Raw genomic sequence first — 19,230 nt, forward strand, 5'->3', positions numbered from 1 at the left:
CGGAGGAATAGGTATTGGTTACTGTAACCACACTGATGATCATTGTTGGGGCATATTTGATCGGTTCGATTCCCTTCGGCTTTCTTTTAGCTCGCCTTTGGAAGGGGATAGATATCCGTCAATATGGAAGTGGTAACATTGGAGCAACTAATGTATGGCGTACACTTGGTAAAGTTCCTGGCCTGATTGTGCTAATTCTAGATATGATAAAGGGTATTTCAGCTGTGTTGCTTGCTAAACAGCTAGAAAATACCGATATCATTGTTATGGGTGCGGCCCTTGCCGTAATGGCAGGCCATAGTTGGCCCTTATGGCTTAAATTCAAGGGAGGCAAAATAATTGCTACAGGTGCCGGTGCAATATTAGCCCTAGCACCAATTCCCTTAATCTTAGCTTTTTTAGTATGGCTAATCACAGTAGGTATTAGTAGATATGTCTCTTTGGGTTCTATTCTAGGGGCTATCTCGTTACCCTTTTGGATGGCTATATTAAATCAAAACAAAAGTTATTTATTCTTTTCTTTAGTAGTTGCATTTTTTGCTGTGTGGAAACATGCAGCTAATATCAGACGGATTATTAACGGCACAGAGTTTAAAATTGGACATAAGAAGACATAGGATTGGGGGGACAGAGGATGACCAAGGTAGCAATGATTGGGGCTGGTAGTTGGGCAACAGCTCTGGCCCAGGTGCTGGCCCAAAACAACAATTCTGTGGTACTTTGGGCAAGAAGAGATGAACTGGCCCAGCTGATAAACGAAGGAGAAAATAAAAGATATCTACCGGGTGTACGACTAAACCCTTCTATTGTAGCAAGTACCGATCTGGAGAAAGTTCTCTATCAAGCCGATACTGTGGTATTTGGAGTACCTTCACATGGCTTTCGTAGTATGTTAAAGGAAGCTATTCCTTTTATGAAACAGGATATGGTTATTATTAATGTTGCCAAGGGACTAGAAGAAAGTACTCATTCTAGATTATCTGAGGTATGTGCCAGTGAACTGGGAGAGGGAGCCTTAAAACGCTATGTAGTTCTTTCAGGTCCTAGCCATGCAGAGGAGGTAGGTTTAAATATACCGACGGCGGTGGTTGCAGCATCCCAGGATATTAAAATCGCAGAATTTGTCCAAGATCTTTTTATGTCCCAAGATTTTCGTGTCTATACTAACCCTGACTTAATAGGTGTTGAATTAGGGGGGGCATTAAAAAACATTATCGCCCTAGGCACGGGTATTGCCGATGGGTTGGGCTTTGGAGATAATACCAAAGCAGCTATGATGACCCGGGGGTTGGCGGAAATTACTCGACTGGGTTACAGTATGGGGGCAAATCTGCTAACCTTTGCTGGGCTGGCAGGGGTAGGAGATTTAATAGTTACTTGTACTAGTATGCATAGTAGAAACCGAAGGTGCGGTATCGCCATTGGCCAGGGAAAGAATATCCAAGAAGCTATAGGCAGTGTAAATATGGTGGTTGAAGGTATTCGTACCACTGGTGTTGCTTGGCAATTAGCTAAAAAGCAGGGAGTGGAAATGCCTATTACCGATCAAACTTATAGGGTGCTGTTTCAAGGACTTTCCCCTAGGGATGCGGTTCTTAATTTAATGGGAAGAGGCAAAAAGAATGAAGTTGAAGAAATAGTTCTCACTAAATAACTACGGTAGACTAAATATACAAAATGGACCTATTGCACAAGATTAATTGTTCATGCAATCTGGAGTTGCGCTTACGTTATATCTGTAAATGAATATGAAAAAAAGTGTCGCTAGCTACTAAGTAGTTTTAAAGTGGACCCTATGTCAAGGACAGTTTAAAAAAGAGAATTAGGCTGCTAAAAGCTGGTTCCTGTATTGTACAGGGGCCAGCTTTTTTAATCCCCATTGATATCTATGGTTGTTATAGTAATTGATATAGTGGTCAATTAGTTTTTCTACTTCTTGAAACGTATTACAGGTTCGATAATCAATTTCATCCTTCATGTGACCAAAGAAGGATTCTTGTGGAGCGTTGTCCCAACAGTTGCCACGCCTAGACATAGATTGGCCTAAACCATATTTCTTGAGAAGCCTCTGGAACGTTGGACTGGTATAATGGCATCCTTGATCGGAATGAACAAATGCTTCAGAATGCAGTAGTTCACTGCTATGATTTATCAAGTTTTCAATGGTTTTTGTGGCAATATCTAAGGTGATGCGCTCAGATACATGATAAGAAAGAATTTCATTTGTAGAAGCATCTTTAATTGTTGATAAATAGGCCATTTTAGATACACCAAATGGAAGATATGTAATATCAGTTAGAAGTACCTTTCCAGGAATACGCTGTTTGAATTGTCTATTTAAAAGATTGGGAACTACCCTATGTTCTTTTGTGGCTTTTGCCATCCGTCGGTAAGGATTAGCCTTCCTGATTGGACATTTAATATTATATTTACGCATGATTCTTTGTATCCGTTTTCTATTAAACACCAATTCGAATTCCTGTTCTAATACCATTTTTATTGAACGTGAGCCTTCTTGTATCCATGCTTGTAATAGGCTTTAAGAATCATATCCCTTGCATGGAGGTCTTTTTCTTCCTGTAACTGTCGAGTTTCTTCAGACGACAAGTAATTGTAATACCCAGACCGTGAAACCCCCAACATATCACAGAAATACGATACCATACCCTTCATTTTATATTTTGAAATGGTGTCGTTAATTAACTGAAATATATCACTTGTTGCGAGACTTTTTCCTGTGTTTACCATCCTCCTTTCGATTTTGTCTAACTTTTTTAGCAGTTCTATTTGCTCCTCGAGTAACTTTATCTTTGCCTCCTGGCGGGTAATAATTTCTTCTTGTGAAAGTTCATTAATCCGTGGACGACCGGAATTTTCTGTACGAGTATCTCTTAGTCCTAAGATTTCATCTTCATTATAGGACCTAATCCATCTGTAAGCAGCCTGCTCATATCGCTTTACTCCAATAATATCAATATCGAATCCAGCATCCATAAATATAGCTCGAGGCAACTTACCCTTCAAGTATTGGTCAATGAACAAACGCTTAAAATCATTGGTGTATGTGATGGAACGTTCAGAAACCTTAGCAACATAGGGGTTTGTCTCCAGTTTTTTGATGTCATCGGATGAAAATATAATTTTGCTCACTTTATCCTTCCTCCTGTTGCTATGATTGTACAAAAAAAGAACCCTATGGGTAAAACACTTTTTTTCAAGTGTTCATTCCATAGGGTCCATTTTAAGTTTTGCGACACTTTCTTTTTATATTTAATTTTACTTTCTATGCCACTTGCCTCCAAAAAGTTTACCCAAATCAAAGGGGGTATGAGGCATGACAGGTTTTTGGGGTTGATGAGTAGTTGGTTTTTTCTGGGTAGGTGGTTTTACCATAGGTTGATCTTGAATCGGTTTTTTTCCAGGTTTATTCATTCCAGGGCCAAATCCATATCCCATTATGATAACCTCCTTTTTTAGTCAATATATGGGAAGAATTCAAATTGGTGACATTTAGGCTTGCTGGATAATAAAAATTTTACGAACTACTATGCCAACAGTCATAAAGGGACAAATATTAAATATCTTTAAAACAATAGAAAGTAAATAGTAGCCCGTAAGAGACGGTATAAATTTATGTCATAAAGTACCTCATGGTACATATATATATAATGTTAATGTATGCCAATGGAAAAAAATTCAGGAAGAGGGGACTACCTTTTCCTCCAAGATCAGCTTTTCCGGTCTCTACGGTCCATTATCGCGGAGGAGGGATGCAGTATTTCAATATATATTTCCCTATAAATTTTTTTGAATTTTGAAGGAGGGGATAAACTAATGGAAAAGATGGATATCTTCCGCGATATAGCGGAGAGGACCGGGGGAGATATCTACCTCGGTGTAGTCGGCGGGGTGCGGACCGGTAAATCCACTTTTATTAAAAGATTTATGGAATTGGCAGTAATTCCCAATATTAAAAACGTGTATGATAAAGAACGGGCCAAAGATGAGCTTCCCCAGAGTGGAGCAGGCAGAACGATTATGACAACAGAGCCTAAGTTTGTCCCGAACGAGGCAATTGAAATTACAGTTAATCCTAGCCTCAAAGTAAACATGAGGCTAGTGGACTGTGTAGGTTACCGTGTACTGGGAGCCCTTGGTTATGAAGAAGAGGAAGGCCCACGCATGGTAACAACTCCTTGGTATGAGGAACCAATTCCTTTTCAGGAAGCGGCTGAAATTGGTACGAGAAAGGTTATATCCGAACATTCGACCATTGGTGTTGTGGTAACCACTGATGGAACAATAACTGATATTCCCAGGGAAAATTATATTGATGCCGAAGAGAGGGTAATCGAGGAACTTAAGGATATTAATAAACCCTTTGTGATCTTACTAAATACTATCAAGCCCCAAGCCAGTGAAACCCTTCAAATAGTAACCGAATTGGAAGAGAAATATGATGTTCCGGTTTTACCTATTGACTGTGCAGAACTAAAACAACAAGATATCATAAAGATACTGGAACAAGTTCTCTTTGAATTCCCAGTTAACGAAGTTAATATAAGCCTGCCTCTATGGATTGAAGAACTTGATGGTAAGCACTGGCTGAGACAGAGTTTTGAAGATGCAGTTCGGGATACAGTGCGTCATGTCCGTCGTTTGAGGGATATTGAGACAGCTGTAAACAACCTAGACGGCTATGACTTTGTTCATCAAGTCAACTTGAGGCAGATGAATATGGGTACAGGATCAGCCTCCATTGAAATGGTTGCCAAATCAGATCTTTACTTTAGGGTATTATCTGAAGAAACTGGCTTTGAAATTGAAGGGGATCATCATCTGTTTAGACTTATGAAGGAACTGGCAGTAGCTAAGCGGGAGTACGATAAAGTAGCCACTGCATTAACAGAAGTTCGCGATACGGGGTATGGAGTTGTTACACCTAGACTGGATGAAATGAATTTAGAAGAACCGGAATTAATTCGCCAGGGTAATCGTTTTGGCGTCAAACTTAAAGCCAGTGCCCCTTCATTACATGTTATTCGGGCGGATATCACTACCGAAATTACTCCAATCATTGGCACAGAAAAACAATGCGAAGAATTGGTACAGTATATGTTAGCTGGCTTTGATGAGAATCCACAAAAAATCTGGGAGTCAGAAATCTTTGGTAAAACATTGCACGACCTAGTCCGTGAAGGTATTCAAAATAAGCTGCACAGAATGCCAGAGAATGCCCAGGTTAAGCTTCAAGAGACTCTACAGAGAATTGTCAACGAAGGTAGTGGCGGTCTAATTTGTATAATAATATGACCAATAGTGGATACAACCCCGGGGCAAAAATTAGGCCCATGGGGTTGTTTATTTTTTGTTGGTTTGGATATTATTAAAAAGTATTTATAATTACTATCCTGGGTTGAGGAAAAATATGTCGTAATTTGTTAATAGAAGGAAAACTGAGGATTGATGGTTAAGAATGACTTATTTATTAAAAAATATTAATGATCCTTTAAAAAAGGGTTTGAAGGTATATTTCTTGTTTGTTATAATGTCTACTGTATATAGATAATTATCCGCCCAAAACGGACTGAATGAGAGGTATCAAGTAGTGACAAAAAAAGACCAGAGATACTACTTAGTACAGGAGGATATTTTACCTGAAGCAATACTGAAAACCGTTATGGCCAAGGATTTATTGCTCAAAGGTGCTGCAAATACCGTCAATGAGGCGGTTGAAAAGGTGGATTTAAGTAGAAGTGCCTTTTATAAATACAAGGATAAAGTATTTCCATTTCATCAGTGGAGTCGTGGAAAGATTGTAACCCTGGCCCTGCTCATGGAGCATCAACCCGGTGTCCTTTCTACGGTACTAAATATAATTGCCTCTGTTAAAGGTAGTATTTTAACCATTAATCAAAATTTGCCTTTACAGGACCTTGCTAATGCTACTCTTTCCATTGAAACCGCAGAGATAAACCGTGATTTGGAAGAACTTCTGCGTATCATTGGTGAAGTAAATGGTGTGCGAGATGTACGTGTGGTGGGTCAAAATTAGACCTTGAGGAGGATATTGCTATGGATAATGTTATTGAAATAGGTCTGTTGGGTTTAGGTACCGTTGGTCGAGGGGTATATCGTATTCTTGAGGAAAATAAGGATGTCATACAACAACGGGCAGGAATAAAAATAGAGGTTAAAAAGATATTGGTACGCAGTTTGGACAAAGAACGTGGCATATTTATCCCAGAGGAGCTGTTAACCACTGATCCGAAGGAGTTAATAGCGGATCCGGATATTAAAATCATTGTTGAAGTACTAGGTGGCATTAATCCCACTCTAGATTACGTATTAGAGTCCCTCAACAGTGGGAAAAGCGTGGTTACTGCCAACAAGGACATGGTGGCAGAGTATGGTCAACGTCTGTTTAAAGCAGCCGAAAATGGCAACTGTGATTTGCTATTTGAAGCCAGTGTAGCCGGTGGAATACCAATTATTCGCACTTTGAAACAAAGTTTGTCAGGGAACTGTATTGAGGAAGTTTATGGCATCATTAACGGAACAACTAACTATATGCTTACAAAAATGTTTCAGGAGGGTTGTGACTTTACAGATGTTCTGGCAGAAGCTCAGTCTAAGGGATATGCCGAGTCAGATCCCACTGCTGATGTAGGGGGGTTTGATGCTGCAAGAAAATTAGCTATTTTAGCTTCTATAGCTTTTAATACAAGGGTACCCTTAAAGAAGGTCTATACCGAAGGTATTAATAATATATCAGTGGCTGATATTACTTCTGCCAGAGAACTGGGTTATAACATTAAATTATTGGGTATTGCTAAAGAACGGCAGGAAGGAATTGAGGTTAGGGTTCATCCAACCTTTATACCTAAGGATCATCCACTGGCAGCGGTGGGAGATGTTTTTAATGCTGTATTCGTACGGGGAAATGCCGTCGGAGATACCATGTTTTATGGTAGGGGAGCAGGCGAACTTCCAACGGCCAGTGCAGTGGTAGCAGATATAATGGATGCAGCAAGGGATATCCTACGAAATGTCCCGGGCCTGATTGGTTGTACATGTTTTAGGGAAAAAACTGTTTTAGATATTGGCAATATCTATAGTAAATACTATATTCGTCTAAAAGTAGCCGATAAACCAGGGGTATTGGCCTCAATAGCTTTAGTCTTTGGCAATAAAGAGGTAAGTCTTAAGTCTGTTATACAAAAAGAGGCTACCGGAAAGACTGCCGAACTCGTTTTAGTAACACACCGAGTACTTGAACAAAATGTCCAAGATGCTCTAATGGATATTAAACAATTATCTTCTGTTTTAGAAATTTCCAACGTAATCCGGGTAGAAGGAGAAGAGTAGCGTGGTGATACAAGAAACTATTAAGGTCAGAGTTCCGGCTACTACGGCCAACATGGGACCAGGTTTTGATTGTTTAGGAATGGCCTTAGAACTTTACAATGAAATTCACATGACTCTAGCTCCGGGGGAAAAAACCATTGATATCGAGGGAGAAGGGTTTGCAGATATAAAAAGGGATGAAAGCAATATTGTCTGGCGAGCTGCCCAAAGGGTTTTTAGAGAGGTTGGTTTTGAAAATCCCGGCCTAAGGATTAAACTAGTTAATCAAATTCCCACCTCCAGAGGACTGGGAAGTAGTGCTGCGGCAATTGTTGGAGGATTAGTAGCAGCCAACCAACTTATTGGGGGTAAACTAAATCAGGACCGATTACTTGCTTTAGCAACCGAAATGGAAGGACACCCTGACAATGTTGCCCCTGCCCTCCTAGGAGGAATTATCATATCAGTCTTAGCAGAGGGAGAGGTAAATTACCTAAAGATTAATCCGCCTGAAGACCTAAAAACAGTGGTTGCTATCCCTGCTTTTAAGTTATCCACTAAAGCTGCACGGGAAGTACTACCCAAAAATGTTAGTTTAAAAGATGCCATATTTAATCTTAGTCGTGCAGCTATGCTGGTTGGTGCCTTCTGTGAGAAACGCTTAGATCTGTTAGCTATAGCTGGGCAAGATGCTTTGCATCAACCATACCGTTCCAGATTGGTACCGGGTATGAATGATGTTATTAGTGCAGCAAAACAGGCAGGTGCCCTAAATGTAACCTTAAGTGGAGCAGGGCCTACAGTGATTGCTTTAACCAACCAGAGGTCTGAAGAAATTGCCAGCTCCATGGAGGAAGCCTTTTTAAATGCCGGAGTAGGTTGTAAAATAAAAGTTCTTAAACCTGCGGTTGATGGAACAATGATTTTGTGATTTAATATTTTATATAGTTAAAGCATTTTGCGGCAGAGAGGCGGTAACTAGAATGTTGGTTGTCAAAAAATTTGGCGGGAGCTCAGTAGCAGACCCCGAGCGTATAAAAAGAGTAGCCAGACGGGTTGTTGAAGAACACAAAAAAGGAAATCAAGTTGTAGTAACTGTTTCAGCTATGGGTGATACTACCGATGATTTAGTAAGTTTGGCGAAACAGATAACTAATGAACCATCAGAACGGGAAATGGACATGTTACTTTCAACCGGTGAACAAATATCCATAGCACTGTTGTCCATGGCAATCAGAGATTTAGGGTCTGATGTAATATCCTTAACTGGTGGACAAGTAGGTATCTATACAGATGATGTACACACCAAAGCGAAGATTCTAAAGATCGAAACCAATCGAGTTAAGGAAGAATTAGAGCAAAATCGCGTGGTTGTTGTAGCTGGATTTCAGGGAATTAAATCTAACCGAGACATTACAACCTTAGGCCGTGGCGGTTCAGATACAACAGCAGTGGCTCTGGCAGCCGCTCTTAAGGCTGACATATGTGAGATCTTTACAGATGTGGATGGGGTCTATACCACTGACCCAAGGTTAGTACCTGAGGCCAGTAAACTCACTAATATTTCCTTTGATGAAATGTTGGAACTGGCAAGTTTAGGGGCACAGGTATTACATCCCCGTTCAGTAGAATTAGCTAAACAATATGGAATCCCTATTCATGTTCGTACTAGTTTTGATCATAGAGAAGGAACTATTGTTGAGGAGGCACCAGATATGGAAAATGCACCAGTGGTGAGTGGAGTTGCCTATGATTATAATGTGGCTAAAATTGGCTTGTTTGATGTACCGGATCAACCTGGTATAGCTAAGAAAATATTTAAGGCTTTGTCTGCACAACATCTTAACGTGGATATGATTATCCAAAGTGCTATGCGGAATAACGTTAATGATATTGGTTTTACCACAACCCAGGATGATCTTCGAAAGGCCCTGCAGACTATTGAAGCTATCAAGCAGGAAGTTGGCTTTGCTGGATACACCCATGATGAAGATGTGGCTAAGGTATCCATTGTGGGAGCAGGAATGATTTCACACCCAGGTGTAGCTGCGGATATGTTTGAAGCTTTAGCCGATGAGAATGTCAACCTGGAAATGATTACCACATCAGAAATTAAAGTATCCTGCGTGATAAAGAGATCTGATACAGAAAAAGCAGTTCGTGCTCTTCATAAGAAATTTAAGCTGGATAACCTAGAAGAGGCAAAAAACTATAAATAAAGCAATCCCCGCAACCTGCGGGGATTATTTTTTAATGGGGTCAGCCATCGGAACCTCTGGCAACATAAATGGGGCCTTCACCACAATCGGTTGGTGCTTGAACCTGAGCTTTTCCTTTGTTAACCTTTTGCGCTGGTTCCTTTAGTTCCTTTGATAATTTATCTTCCATATTAGCTCACCCCCTGTTATTAGCTTGCGCTAGACAGGGGGCTTTTAATCGCTTGGGGATAAGAACTGTATAGTAGGCCAGTGATTAGCTATTAGCTTTTAGCCATTAGCCTTTAGGTATTAACCTGGATAGGATAGTGCATCAGTGGGGGATAACGATAGCACTTGTTAATTTGTTAAGAGGTAGTTTCCAAATAAGCCCAGGGCACATGGCTCATGGTCTTTCCAGATTTTAAAGCTAAAGGCTGAATGGCTGACAGCTATTTATGAGCATACTGATTTTCAATAATAACTCGGCCCAGCTCCTGGGAACGGCGGGTTGCTCTAAGAATTGCTTTCTTGATGGTATTTTGGAAATCCCCCTTATTCAGTTCATTAATTCCTGCCATAGTTGTACCATTGGGGGAAGTAACCTGGCGTCTCAATTCCTCAGGGTTTTCACCTGTTTCCATAAGCATTTTTGCAGCACCCAATAACGTTTTTAAAACTAAGGGACGTGCTAGTTCCCGGGGAATACCAGCAGCCTCTCCAGCCTTTTCCATAGACTCCACCAGATAATAAATATAGGCGGGACCGCTGCCCGAGAGACCAGTGACAGCATCTAACAGATGTTCTTCTACAACTACCACTTCACCCATAATCTTAAATATTTCCTCCCCTAACCTTAGTTGATCAGAGGTTGTATAACGGCCGCCACTGAGTCCTGTGGCAGACTCCAATACAGCACAGGATGTATTGGGCATGGCACGGATTACAGGGATTGGTATAGCAAGGCTATCCTCAATCAGTGAGGTTGGCACACCAGCCAGGACTGAGATAACGATTTGTTTTTCGCCAATGCTACCTTTTATTTCTTCAAGAGCATTAAATACATCCTGGGGTTTCATTGCCAGTACAATAATATCGGCTGCGGCCACAGCTTTTTTCTTATCAGTTACAGGAACTATACCATAGTAATTGCGTAGATAATTTAAACGCGCCTCATTACTACGGTTGGCCACATGGATGTCACCGGGGCGTATGCTTCCTGCTGATAATAATCCTTTTATTATAGATTCACAAATATTGCCGGCACCGATGAAGAAAAAGGTTTTTCCTTCTAACATTTTATAACCTCCTAACACTATGACCTTATCTGGCCGGTTCCTCTCACAACATATTTATAGCTGGTTAGTTCCCTGAGGCCCATAGGACCACGGGCATGTAGTTTTTGTGTACTAATACCGATTTCTGCGCCAAAACCATATTCAAAGCCATCTGTAAACCTTGTTGAAGCATTATGGTAAACTGCTGCTGCATCTACCCTGCGTAAAAATTCTACTGCAGTCCCTTGATTATTTGTAACAATACATTCCGAATGACCAGTGCTATACTTTTGAATGTGATCTAAGGCATCTTGTAAATCTTTTACTACTTTAATGGCTAGAACAGGGGCTAAAAATTCCGTCGACCAGTCACTTTCGTCGGCCTTATTAACCTCTGGAACCATTTCTATAATTTTTGAACAGCCTCGTATTTCTACACCTCTGGAGGTTAATTCTTGGATGGCTTTAGGTAGCCAAACTTCGGCAATCCCTTGGTGAACCAGTAGTGACTCCGCGGCATTACAAACCCCGTAGCGCTGACACTTGGCATTTAGGATAATATCCAGAGCCATTTTAGGATCGGCTTCGACGTCTACATAAACGTGACAATTGCCAACACCTGTTTCGATAACAGGAACAGTGGCAGTTTCTATTACCCTGCGGATGAGGCCTGCTCCCCCTCTAGGAATTACTAAATCTAACAGGCCATTAAGCCTGAGCATTTCATCCACGGCACTGCGGTCATCGGAATCGACAAATTGTACTGCATCTTCTGAAATTGCAGATTTAGCAAGACCTTTTTTAATAGAATTGACTAGGGCTCGGTTGCTATTTAAGGCACTGGAACCTCCCCTTAGTAGTACAGCACTACCAGCTTTCAGACATAGGGCGCAGGTATCAACGGTGACGTTAGGGCGGGCCTCATAGACCATACCAACAACACCCATAGGTACACGAACCTTAGCAACCTCTAAACCATTGGGTCTCTGCCACTGCTCCACAACCTGCCCAACGGGGTCTTCTAAATCAATTACCTGCTTAATGCCTTCCACCATATTTTCAATACGGGTGGAGGTGAGGGCCAGTCGGTCTAAAAGAGATGGATTTAGACCAGCCTTTTTACCATTTTCCAGATCCTTTTCATTGGCCTGCAGAATAGTATTTATATCCGCAAGCAATTGACAAGAAATTTCTTCTAAAGCATTATTCTTGGCAGCAGTATCTAATACGGAAAGTTCTGCGGCGGCTTCCTTTGCTAATATTGCCAGTTTCCTTACATCTGACATGTCGAAAAACTCCTTTCACAAACTAACCAGTCTCGATTAATAACTTCCAACCCATGGCGGTCATCTTTGATAGCAAGTCGTAAATCATCGGAAGATAGGTTTGTAATGCCCTTGGCCAGTTCAACACCTTGTTCATCAACAATGGATACAACGCTTCCTACTTGGAAATCACCTTTAATATTGGTTACACCCACCGCCAGTAAACTTTTATGTCTTTCTGTAAGTGCCTTAACAGCACCTTTGTCAATGGTTAAAATACCCCGTGTAATGCTGCCGTAAGCGATCCACTGTTTGCGGCTTCTGAGAGTATGATCAGAGGGTTCAATGGAAGTGCCAAGCTTTCTACCTGCTGCAATACCTAATAGAATACTAGGATCCTTTGCGCTGGCTACCACGGTTCTCACACCACTACGGGCAGCAATACGTGCAGCAGATAATTTTGTTTTCATTCCTCCGGTACCTATGGTGCTACCACTGTCTCCAGCGACCTTAATAATATTTTCATCCACCTGCCGAACCACGGGAATTAATTTAGCATTTGGATCCTTCCGTGGGTCACCGCTATAAAGTCCATCGATATCCGTCAGTAGAATAAGCAGATCTGCTTCAACTAGTCCTGCCACCAAGGCGCTTAGAGTATCATTATCTCCAAAACGTATTTCAGCAACAGTTACTGTATCATTTTCATTAACTATGGGAAGTACATGACTATTCAATAATACATTTAGTGTATTACGAGCATTTAGATATCTACGACGGTCTGCAAAATCAGCCCGTGTAAGAAGTATCTGACCAACTTTAATGCCTTGGGCTTGGAATAACTCATTATACTTTTCCATTAGTAGTCCTTGACCCACAGAGGCAGCAGCCTGCCTTTCGGGCATGGTTAAATTGGTGCGATTCCAACCAAGGTGACCTAAGCCCGTGGCAACGGCACCGGAAGATACCAATATCGGTTGCCAACCTTGCTTAAAAAGTTCAGTCACAGCAGTGGCCAGGGCCTTTAACCTTGTTATGTCCAATAGTTTTTCACTATTTGTTAGGCTACTGCTGCCAATTTTTATTACAATTCTCCTGTTGTGTTCCAATCTTGTAGCCTCCTTAAAAAATAAAAAACCTTTCGCCCCCAAAGGACGAAAGGTAACTTTCGTGGTACCACCTTAATTAATGCAAAAAATGCATTCACTCTAATGCCCTATATCGGGGGCCACCGGTTCAGTTATCCAGAACAGCTCAGGAGTGGGATTTCAAGATCTTATCCTAAGGAATCTTCCAGCCAATGGATTCCTCTCTCTGTAAGTCTGGGATCTCTACTTTTCTCCTTCATCACTAAGTATTTAGATAATATCATTATAACTTTTCTAAAACAGCAAAGTCAAGAAAACCAAGCAGAATTAAGGTTTACATAAAAAAGCAATTAGGCGACCAGCGGCTGCACCCTAAGGGTTTATAAAACATACCATAAAAAAACAAGTAGATATTATGGGGGTTTAGTTTTGTTTAAGATTGTTAAAGTAGAAAGGGTGGAACACTGGAGAAGATTTTTTCAATTGCCTGACTCAATTTACCGAGGTGATCCTTTATGGACGCCTTTACCCATGGAGAACCAAAAACAAATGTTTGATCCCCAGAGAAATCCAGTGTTGCGGCATGTAAAATATGAATGTTTTATAGCTATTCAGGATGAAAAAACAGTTGGTCGAGTTATTGCAGCAACTGACGATCTACTGGAGGATAAGCAGGTAGGGTTATTTGGTGGATTTGAATGTATCAATAGCACCGATGTGGCCAATGAATTATTTAAGGCTGCCACGAAAAGCCTTTTAGATCGTGGCAAAAGTATTATTCAGGGCCCAGCTACCATGAATACTTCACAGCAAGTGGGGCTGCTGGTAGATGGTTTCCATAACCCGCCCCAAATGACGATGCCTTATAATCCATCATACTATAGCTTTCTGTTGGAGGATATCGGTTTTTACCCTTTACTAGATTTATTATCCTATCGGTGGCAGAGGGAAGAGGAAGTTAATCGCCATAAATTGTATGCTGTAGCTAAGAGGGCCTCCAGGATTCCAGGAATAAAATTGCGTCCATTGAACCTGATGGACCCATGGGGTGAAGGTAAAAAGCTGGCGGAACTACACAATCAAACAATGATACAACAGTGGGGTTATGTACCGATGGATCAGGAAGAAGCCGCGTCTTTCCTTGCTGGTTTAAGAAGCTATACCGACCCTGAAATGTTATTTTTTTGTGAAGTCCATGGCATACCAGTAGGGGTATGTTTAATGATGCCTGATCTAGGGCCAAGAATTCGTGCGTCAAGAAGGTTTGGCTTGCCAATAGCTATACCTTTGCGGGAGTCAAAATCATTGAGGGTGGGGGTATTAGCAGTGGCACCCGAATATCGACGAAGGGGTGTAGCTGCGTTACTAATTGAGAGAGCAATTCTTATAGGGTACAGGAAAGGGTACTGGCGGGCAGAATTATCACTAATCATGGATTCCAATATGAATATGAATCAAATTATAACAACAACTGTTGGGAGTAAGGTAATTAAAAAATTTAGAATTTATGAGAAAACATTAGATTCCAATATGAGGAAAAAATTGTGACCTATTTTATGTTTATGCGTATTATGGAAAATAAAAGGATAGAAAGGAGATCCATCATGTTTAGATTCCCCTTAGGTGACCCACGTTTAGCTTTATTCGGACTTACCATGTTTAGTCATTCTAATCCAGGATTGGAAAAACAATTAGAGTTCTTTGCCAATATGTTAGAAGCAACCCGGAATTCCCTGGCAGTTATACGGGGAGAAATGCATAATTATCAGGCTTCTATGACATCCCTAGTACCTCAAAAAATGGAATACTCGACCCAACCTGTGCAGGAGCAAGAGGATATTCCCAGCAATTATACCAATCCGAACCAACCAACGGGTGAGGAGGTATTGACACAGCAATCAGCATACTCTAATGTTACTACCCTGGATGTTAAAGAGGAGGTTGGTAACCAGTTAGAAAAACAACTGGATCGCTTAGCGCAAGATAACCCAGAAAAAATAAATGCTTTTTTAAATGAGTTAGAGCAGTTGATAAAAAAATATCGTTAGATAAATTCCACGGTAAGCACCGTGGTTTTTCTTTGGCATAGCGTGAAGAAAAATTTCCTGCATATCAACCGGAACGTAATCATATTGAATGAAACTCCCAGTGCCATCAGTTACCTCACTAAAGAACTAATAAAGTTTTTTTAACTCATGGTTAACAGTAACTTAATGTGGTTCATATAAAATATAAATAACCATAATCAGGTAGGAGGCTCTAACCTTGGTTATTTTAGATCGAATAAAAAAAATGAAAAGACTGTTAATAGAGGCTACTACCCCTAAAAGCTTGTTGCTTCAACTGTTGCAGGGTTCTTCTCTGCTTGACACATTAAAACGGATGGTGGACAAGGATTCAGATATAATTCTTCTTTATGTTGATATTGCTAATTTTCATCAGGTTGTACAAACCTCTGGCAGTTCAATAGCTAGACAAATTATTAATATATTACATAATGCATTAAAGGATAAAACAGCGTTATTTGTAAATTGTTGTGGGGATATTCTAGTGGAACACCTTTGGGGAGATGATTTCCTGGTGCTTTGTCAACAGAATGTCCCTGTTTCATATGAGCAACTTAATAAAGTGTCTACTGCCTTACGCTTAACTTTAGAGGAAATATTAAAGGTAGAGTTAATTAAATTAACTGGCATTAATCTGAAACTTCATTTAGGTTTCACCGTAATTAATGGCTGCAGCAAGCTTACCCCAGAGCAAGCACTGTACAATGCCCTGAAAGAAGCACAAAGGGTGGCTAAAGGTTCTTGGAACCAGCAAACAGTACACATGCTGGGGGAATTTAATAATTTGTTAGAGAAAAAGGATTTTCAGATTGTTTATCAGCCTATAGTTTCACTACAAACTGGCACCATCCTAGGATGGGAGGCTTTAACCAGAGGGCCCAAAGACAGTGCCTTTATGTTTCCTACTGTAATTTTTAATTTTGCTGAAGAAGTGGGTCTTTTATTCCCTCTAGAAAAGGTTTGCCGGGAACTGGCTATCAAGAATTTTGGTCAGGCATATGGTAATCAAAAGCTTTTTCTCAATATCCATCCCTATATAGTTAATGATCCGCAATTTGTCAAAGGTGAAACCAAAAAACTACTAGATGATAGTGTGCTTACAGCAAGCAACCTGGTATTTGAAATTACTGAACGTCAGAGCATTAACGACTTTGGCCGGTTTAATAAGACCTTAGCTCATTATCGTGGGCAGGGTTACCAGGTGGCGGTGGATGATGCTGGTGCCGGCTTTTCAAGCTTGCAAACCATTGCAGAAATTAGACCGGAATACATCAAAATAGATGCTTCACTAGTTAGGGATATTCCAACTAATAGAGTAAAGCAGGCACTCTTAGAAACCTTTGTTACCTTTGCAGAAAAAATTGGTTGCAGTATAATTGCCGAGGGAATTGAAACCGAAGAAGAATTAACTACTCTATGTTCCATTGGTGTACACTATGGACAGGGGTATTTTCTAGCGCATCCATCATTCCCTAAACCAGATATATCACCACCAGCCCTTAAAAAAATTATTTCCCTGGCCAGCCGACCTCCAGCAGGGGTGTGGCAAAAGGCCTTCCCCATTGGGGAAATAAGTACACCAGCTGTACAAATACCTGTAAATACTCCCGTTAAAAATTTAAAGGAAATATTTGATACAAATGACCCCTTAAGCGGTTTTGTGGTCACTGATTTTGGTCTGCCTGTTGGATTAATCATGCGTCACCACCTAGATCGCTATTTAGGAACCCAGTATGGAGTAGCCCTTTACTTTGAACGTCCTGTTTCTTTGATCATGGATAAGAGGCCACTGATGGTAGATTTATCTCTTCCTATTGAACAGGTATCCCAGTTGGCCATGAACCGAGATAAACTCAAACTCTATGATAATGTAGTAGTAACCAGGGAGAATGCACTTTTGGGAGTTGTCTCGGTACAAACACTTTTGGATACCATGACAAAAATTCGTATCGAGGTAGCAAAGGGTACTAACCCCTTAACCGGACTGCCAGGCAATCTTTCTATTGAGAAGGAGATTAATAGCAGAATTCGTGAGAAAAATGACTTTGACTGCATTTATCTTGACCTTGATAACTTTAAGTCATACAACGACCGTTATGGCTTTGAAAACGGTGATCGATTACTCTTAATGGCCGCTAGACTGCTTTCCAGTGTGGTTTATAAATATGGTAACCTAACAGATTTTGTGGGGCATATAGGCGGGGATGATTTCGTGGTATTAACCAAAAAGGACAGCAGTGAATGGATTTGCCAGAAGTATATAAGCTATTTTGATCGTTTGGTTAAGGGGTTGTATACACCGAAGGATAAACAAGAGGGTGGGTTTTATGGACAGGACCGTCAAGGTCAAAAGATGTGGTTTCCATTGGTCTCTGTATCTCTGGCTATTGTAAACTGTTCAGGGATTAGCTCTTCAGATGAATTAGCGAAAAATGCTGCACAGTTAAAGAACTTTGCCAAAAGCAAGAATGGTAGTATTTATGTTCGCAACCAACGAAAAATATTCTATAACAGGATCTAATTGTACCATTGGGTTGAATCTCAATTAAAATGAATGCAGAAGCAAGTATAATTAATCTAAATATAGGGGCATAAACCTATATACTCAGGCTCTTCATACTATGAAATAAGATATTGGTAATAATATAATCAGTTGCATACATCAGGTACAAGGAGTTTTGATCAAATTGTCGAATAACATAATTTTGTTATAGATACGTTGGAGGTGAAAGATCATGCCTATTTTTGAATTTTCCTGTAAAGCATGTGGCAAGTTTTTTGAGAAATTGCAATTAGTTGGTAGAGAAGAACAAATTAAGTGCCCAGATTGCTCCAGTGAGAATGTAGAGAAAAAGATTTCTGCTCCATTTTTGCCAAGTTCCGTTGGCAAACCCGCTGACAGCGGTTCCTGCAGTACTCCCCAGAAAAGTGACTGCCAAACTGGCGGTTGAGGCATATAAAAAGTTACAGTTGTAACAGTAATAAAAACCGGGGTATAGCCCCGGTTTTTATTTTTTCAGATTCTAACTTGTCCCTAGCTGAGAATATAGATATTAGTAGGGAAGGTAGGGAAGGTTATGAGTCTTAAGGAGCTATTTAATAGTTTTGCAGTAGTTTTCGTGCTTTTGGGAACGGTCTTTCTCCTCTTACATTCCTTTGCATCTGTTTCCAGATTCCAGCAAAAACAAACAGTCATTAGCTTTGACTTTTTTTATTTATTTCGACATATATTAGTATTTTTAAAATATTCCCTTCTATCAATCACACATATGTCGCCATTATTGTTTTTATTTTTAATAATATATGGTATATTATTATCTTTTTATTTTTGGTATCAAAGGGTTGTTTTAGGCATAGTTGGTATTATGGGACTTAGTATATTAACAACTATTATCTCTTTGGGGGTTATTGCACTTATCTTGTCGCCAATCCTATTCATGACCCAGAGATATTTATATGATGCTGTTATAGAGTCTCGCATTTTCAGAATTGCCATCTACTCTGTGCTGGTTCCCTTTCTTTATATATTTGTTATTCATGACTTAACCACAGGACCTTTGATAGAAGGCATTATGCTATTTGGCATAATCATTAGTTATTATCAAATTTTTAGAGGCATCATCTATTGTCTACAATCCCCGAGAATGTTTTTTTCCTATTGGGACAGCCGATTTCTCCCCATTTTTATGATTGTTTCATGGTTAGTTGTAATTATTTTAAACCTCTACACAATGATTTTACTGGTATCTAACACAGATCCCTTTTCGTTTATTGATAATACTGGTCCGGTTACAGAACATCTTAAGCTCTTATATTTTACAATTATTACCTTCACCAGTGTAGGGTACGGAGACATAACACCTAGGGGAAATTTTGCAGTTTTTATCACCATGATTATTTCAATAACTGGCTTTTTGTACTCAGCCCTATTTGTGGGGAGTTTATTAGCAGCGTTCACCTCTAGTAAAAGGTAAGGAAGGAGTTTCTAAGTA

The 19,230-nt window shown here is 40.2% G+C and carries 18 protein-coding genes and 1 other annotated feature; of the genes, 12 read left to right on the top strand and 6 right to left on the bottom strand.

The genetic code is table 11. The features are described from left to right. Positions 1–14: 14 nt before the first annotated feature. Positions 15–617 carry a glycerol-3-phosphate 1-O-acyltransferase PlsY gene (plsY, locus tag ACYQ03_RS18110; RefSeq protein WP_459911365.1) on the top strand — a complete coding sequence of 201 codons (603 nt, stop codon included), beginning with the start codon at positions 15–17 and terminating at the stop codon, positions 615–617. Positions 618–634: 17 nt separating this feature from the next. After that, the gene (locus tag ACYQ03_RS18115; protein WP_459911366.1) at positions 635–1,654 is read left to right on the top strand and encodes an NAD(P)H-dependent glycerol-3-phosphate dehydrogenase; all 1,020 of its coding nucleotides are present in this window, start codon (positions 635–637) and stop codon (positions 1,652–1,654) included. A gap of 168 nt (positions 1,655–1,822) precedes the next feature. Here the strand turns inward: ACYQ03_RS18115 and ACYQ03_RS18120 are convergent. Together ACYQ03_RS18120 and ACYQ03_RS18125 are read right to left on the bottom strand one after the other, a co-directional pair. After that, positions 1,823–3,150 (bottom strand): IS3 family transposase gene (locus ACYQ03_RS18120; RefSeq protein ID WP_459911367.1). Its coding sequence is split into 2 segments (ribosomal slippage): positions 1,823–2,512 and positions 2,515–3,150, totalling 1,326 coding nucleotides; the frame shifts between segments, so codons are not numbered across the junction. A 126-nt stretch (positions 3,151–3,276) separates the two neighbouring features. After that, positions 3,277–3,456, bottom strand: a complete 180-nt coding sequence (locus ACYQ03_RS18125) for a hypothetical protein (protein WP_459911368.1) — start codon at positions 3,454–3,456, stop codon at positions 3,277–3,279. 378 nt (positions 3,457–3,834) lie between these two features. Here ACYQ03_RS18125 and spoIVA point away from each other — a divergent pair, with 378 nt between their 5' ends. From spoIVA to ACYQ03_RS18150, 5 genes are all read left to right on the top strand, one after another. Next, positions 3,835–5,313, top strand: a complete 1,479-nt coding sequence (gene spoIVA / locus ACYQ03_RS18130; RefSeq protein ID WP_459911369.1) for a stage IV sporulation protein A — start codon at positions 3,835–3,837, stop codon at positions 5,311–5,313. A 295-nt stretch (positions 5,314–5,608) separates the two neighbouring features. Next, positions 5,609–6,055 carry an ACT domain-containing protein gene (locus tag ACYQ03_RS18135; RefSeq protein ID WP_459911370.1) on the top strand — a complete coding sequence of 149 codons (447 nt, stop codon included), beginning with the start codon at positions 5,609–5,611 and terminating at the stop codon, positions 6,053–6,055. Positions 6,056–6,075: 20 nt separating this feature from the next. Next, positions 6,076–7,368: a homoserine dehydrogenase gene (locus ACYQ03_RS18140; protein ID WP_459911371.1), complete on the top strand. Its 1,293-nt coding sequence runs from the start codon at positions 6,076–6,078 to the stop codon at positions 7,366–7,368. A 4-nt stretch (positions 7,369–7,372) separates the two neighbouring features. Beyond that, positions 7,373–8,278 (top strand): homoserine kinase, encoded by a 906-nt coding sequence (gene thrB / locus ACYQ03_RS18145; RefSeq protein ID WP_459911431.1) that lies wholly within the window; start codon positions 7,373–7,375, stop codon positions 8,276–8,278. A gap of 52 nt (positions 8,279–8,330) precedes the next feature. After that, a complete protein-coding gene (locus tag ACYQ03_RS18150; protein WP_459911372.1) occupies positions 8,331–9,566 on the top strand; it encodes an aspartate kinase in 1,236 nt (411 codons plus the stop codon). Positions 9,567–9,606: 40 nt separating this feature from the next. Here ACYQ03_RS18150 and ACYQ03_RS18155 read toward each other — a convergent pair whose 3' ends face one another. The 4 genes from ACYQ03_RS18155 to proB form a co-directional block, all read right to left on the bottom strand. Continuing rightward, complete coding sequence (locus ACYQ03_RS18155; protein WP_459911373.1) at positions 9,607–9,735, bottom strand: hypothetical protein; 129 nt, start codon at positions 9,733–9,735, stop codon at positions 9,607–9,609. A gap of 259 nt (positions 9,736–9,994) precedes the next feature. Beyond that, on the bottom strand, positions 9,995–10,840 hold the full coding sequence (gene proC / locus ACYQ03_RS18160) for a pyrroline-5-carboxylate reductase (protein ID WP_459911374.1): 846 nt from the start codon (positions 10,838–10,840) through the stop codon (positions 9,995–9,997). 17 nt (positions 10,841–10,857) lie between these two features. Further along, positions 10,858–12,105 carry a glutamate-5-semialdehyde dehydrogenase gene (locus ACYQ03_RS18165; protein WP_459911375.1) on the bottom strand — a complete coding sequence of 416 codons (1,248 nt, stop codon included), beginning with the start codon at positions 12,103–12,105 and terminating at the stop codon, positions 10,858–10,860. Continuing rightward, positions 12,093–13,193: a glutamate 5-kinase gene (gene proB, locus ACYQ03_RS18170; protein ID WP_459911376.1), complete on the bottom strand. Its 1,101-nt coding sequence runs from the start codon at positions 13,191–13,193 to the stop codon at positions 12,093–12,095. The genes ACYQ03_RS18165 and proB overlap by 13 nt, the downstream gene beginning before the upstream one ends. Positions 13,194–13,231: 38 nt before the next feature. Beyond that, positions 13,232–13,441 (bottom strand) — a binding site (T-box leader). 160 nt (positions 13,442–13,601) lie between these two features. On the opposite strand from proB, the gene ACYQ03_RS18175 reads away from it, so the two are divergent. The 5 genes from ACYQ03_RS18175 to ACYQ03_RS18195 all read left to right on the top strand — a co-directional run bounded on the left by ACYQ03_RS18175 (position 13,602) and on the right by ACYQ03_RS18195 (position 19,212). After that, entirely contained in the window at positions 13,602–14,720 is a 1,119-nt protein-coding gene (locus tag ACYQ03_RS18175) for a GNAT family N-acetyltransferase (protein WP_459911377.1), read from the top strand. Continuing rightward, the gene (locus tag ACYQ03_RS18180; protein WP_459911378.1) at positions 14,717–15,220 is read left to right on the top strand and encodes a hypothetical protein; all 504 of its coding nucleotides are present in this window, start codon (positions 14,717–14,719) and stop codon (positions 15,218–15,220) included. The genes ACYQ03_RS18175 and ACYQ03_RS18180 overlap by 4 nt, the downstream gene beginning before the upstream one ends. A gap of 217 nt (positions 15,221–15,437) precedes the next feature. Beyond that, positions 15,438–17,759 carry an EAL domain-containing protein gene (locus ACYQ03_RS18185; RefSeq protein ID WP_459911379.1) on the top strand — a complete coding sequence of 774 codons (2,322 nt, stop codon included), beginning with the start codon at positions 15,438–15,440 and terminating at the stop codon, positions 17,757–17,759. Positions 17,760–17,973: 214 nt separating this feature from the next. After that, entirely contained in the window at positions 17,974–18,189 is a 216-nt protein-coding gene (locus tag ACYQ03_RS18190; RefSeq protein WP_459911380.1) for an FmdB family zinc ribbon protein, read from the top strand. 414 nt (positions 18,190–18,603) lie between these two features. Further along, a complete protein-coding gene (locus ACYQ03_RS18195) occupies positions 18,604–19,212 on the top strand; it encodes an ion channel (protein ID WP_459911381.1) in 609 nt (202 codons plus the stop codon). Positions 19,213–19,230 lie beyond the last annotated feature (18 nt).

The organism is Desulfotomaculum defluvii, from assembly GCF_054657375.1.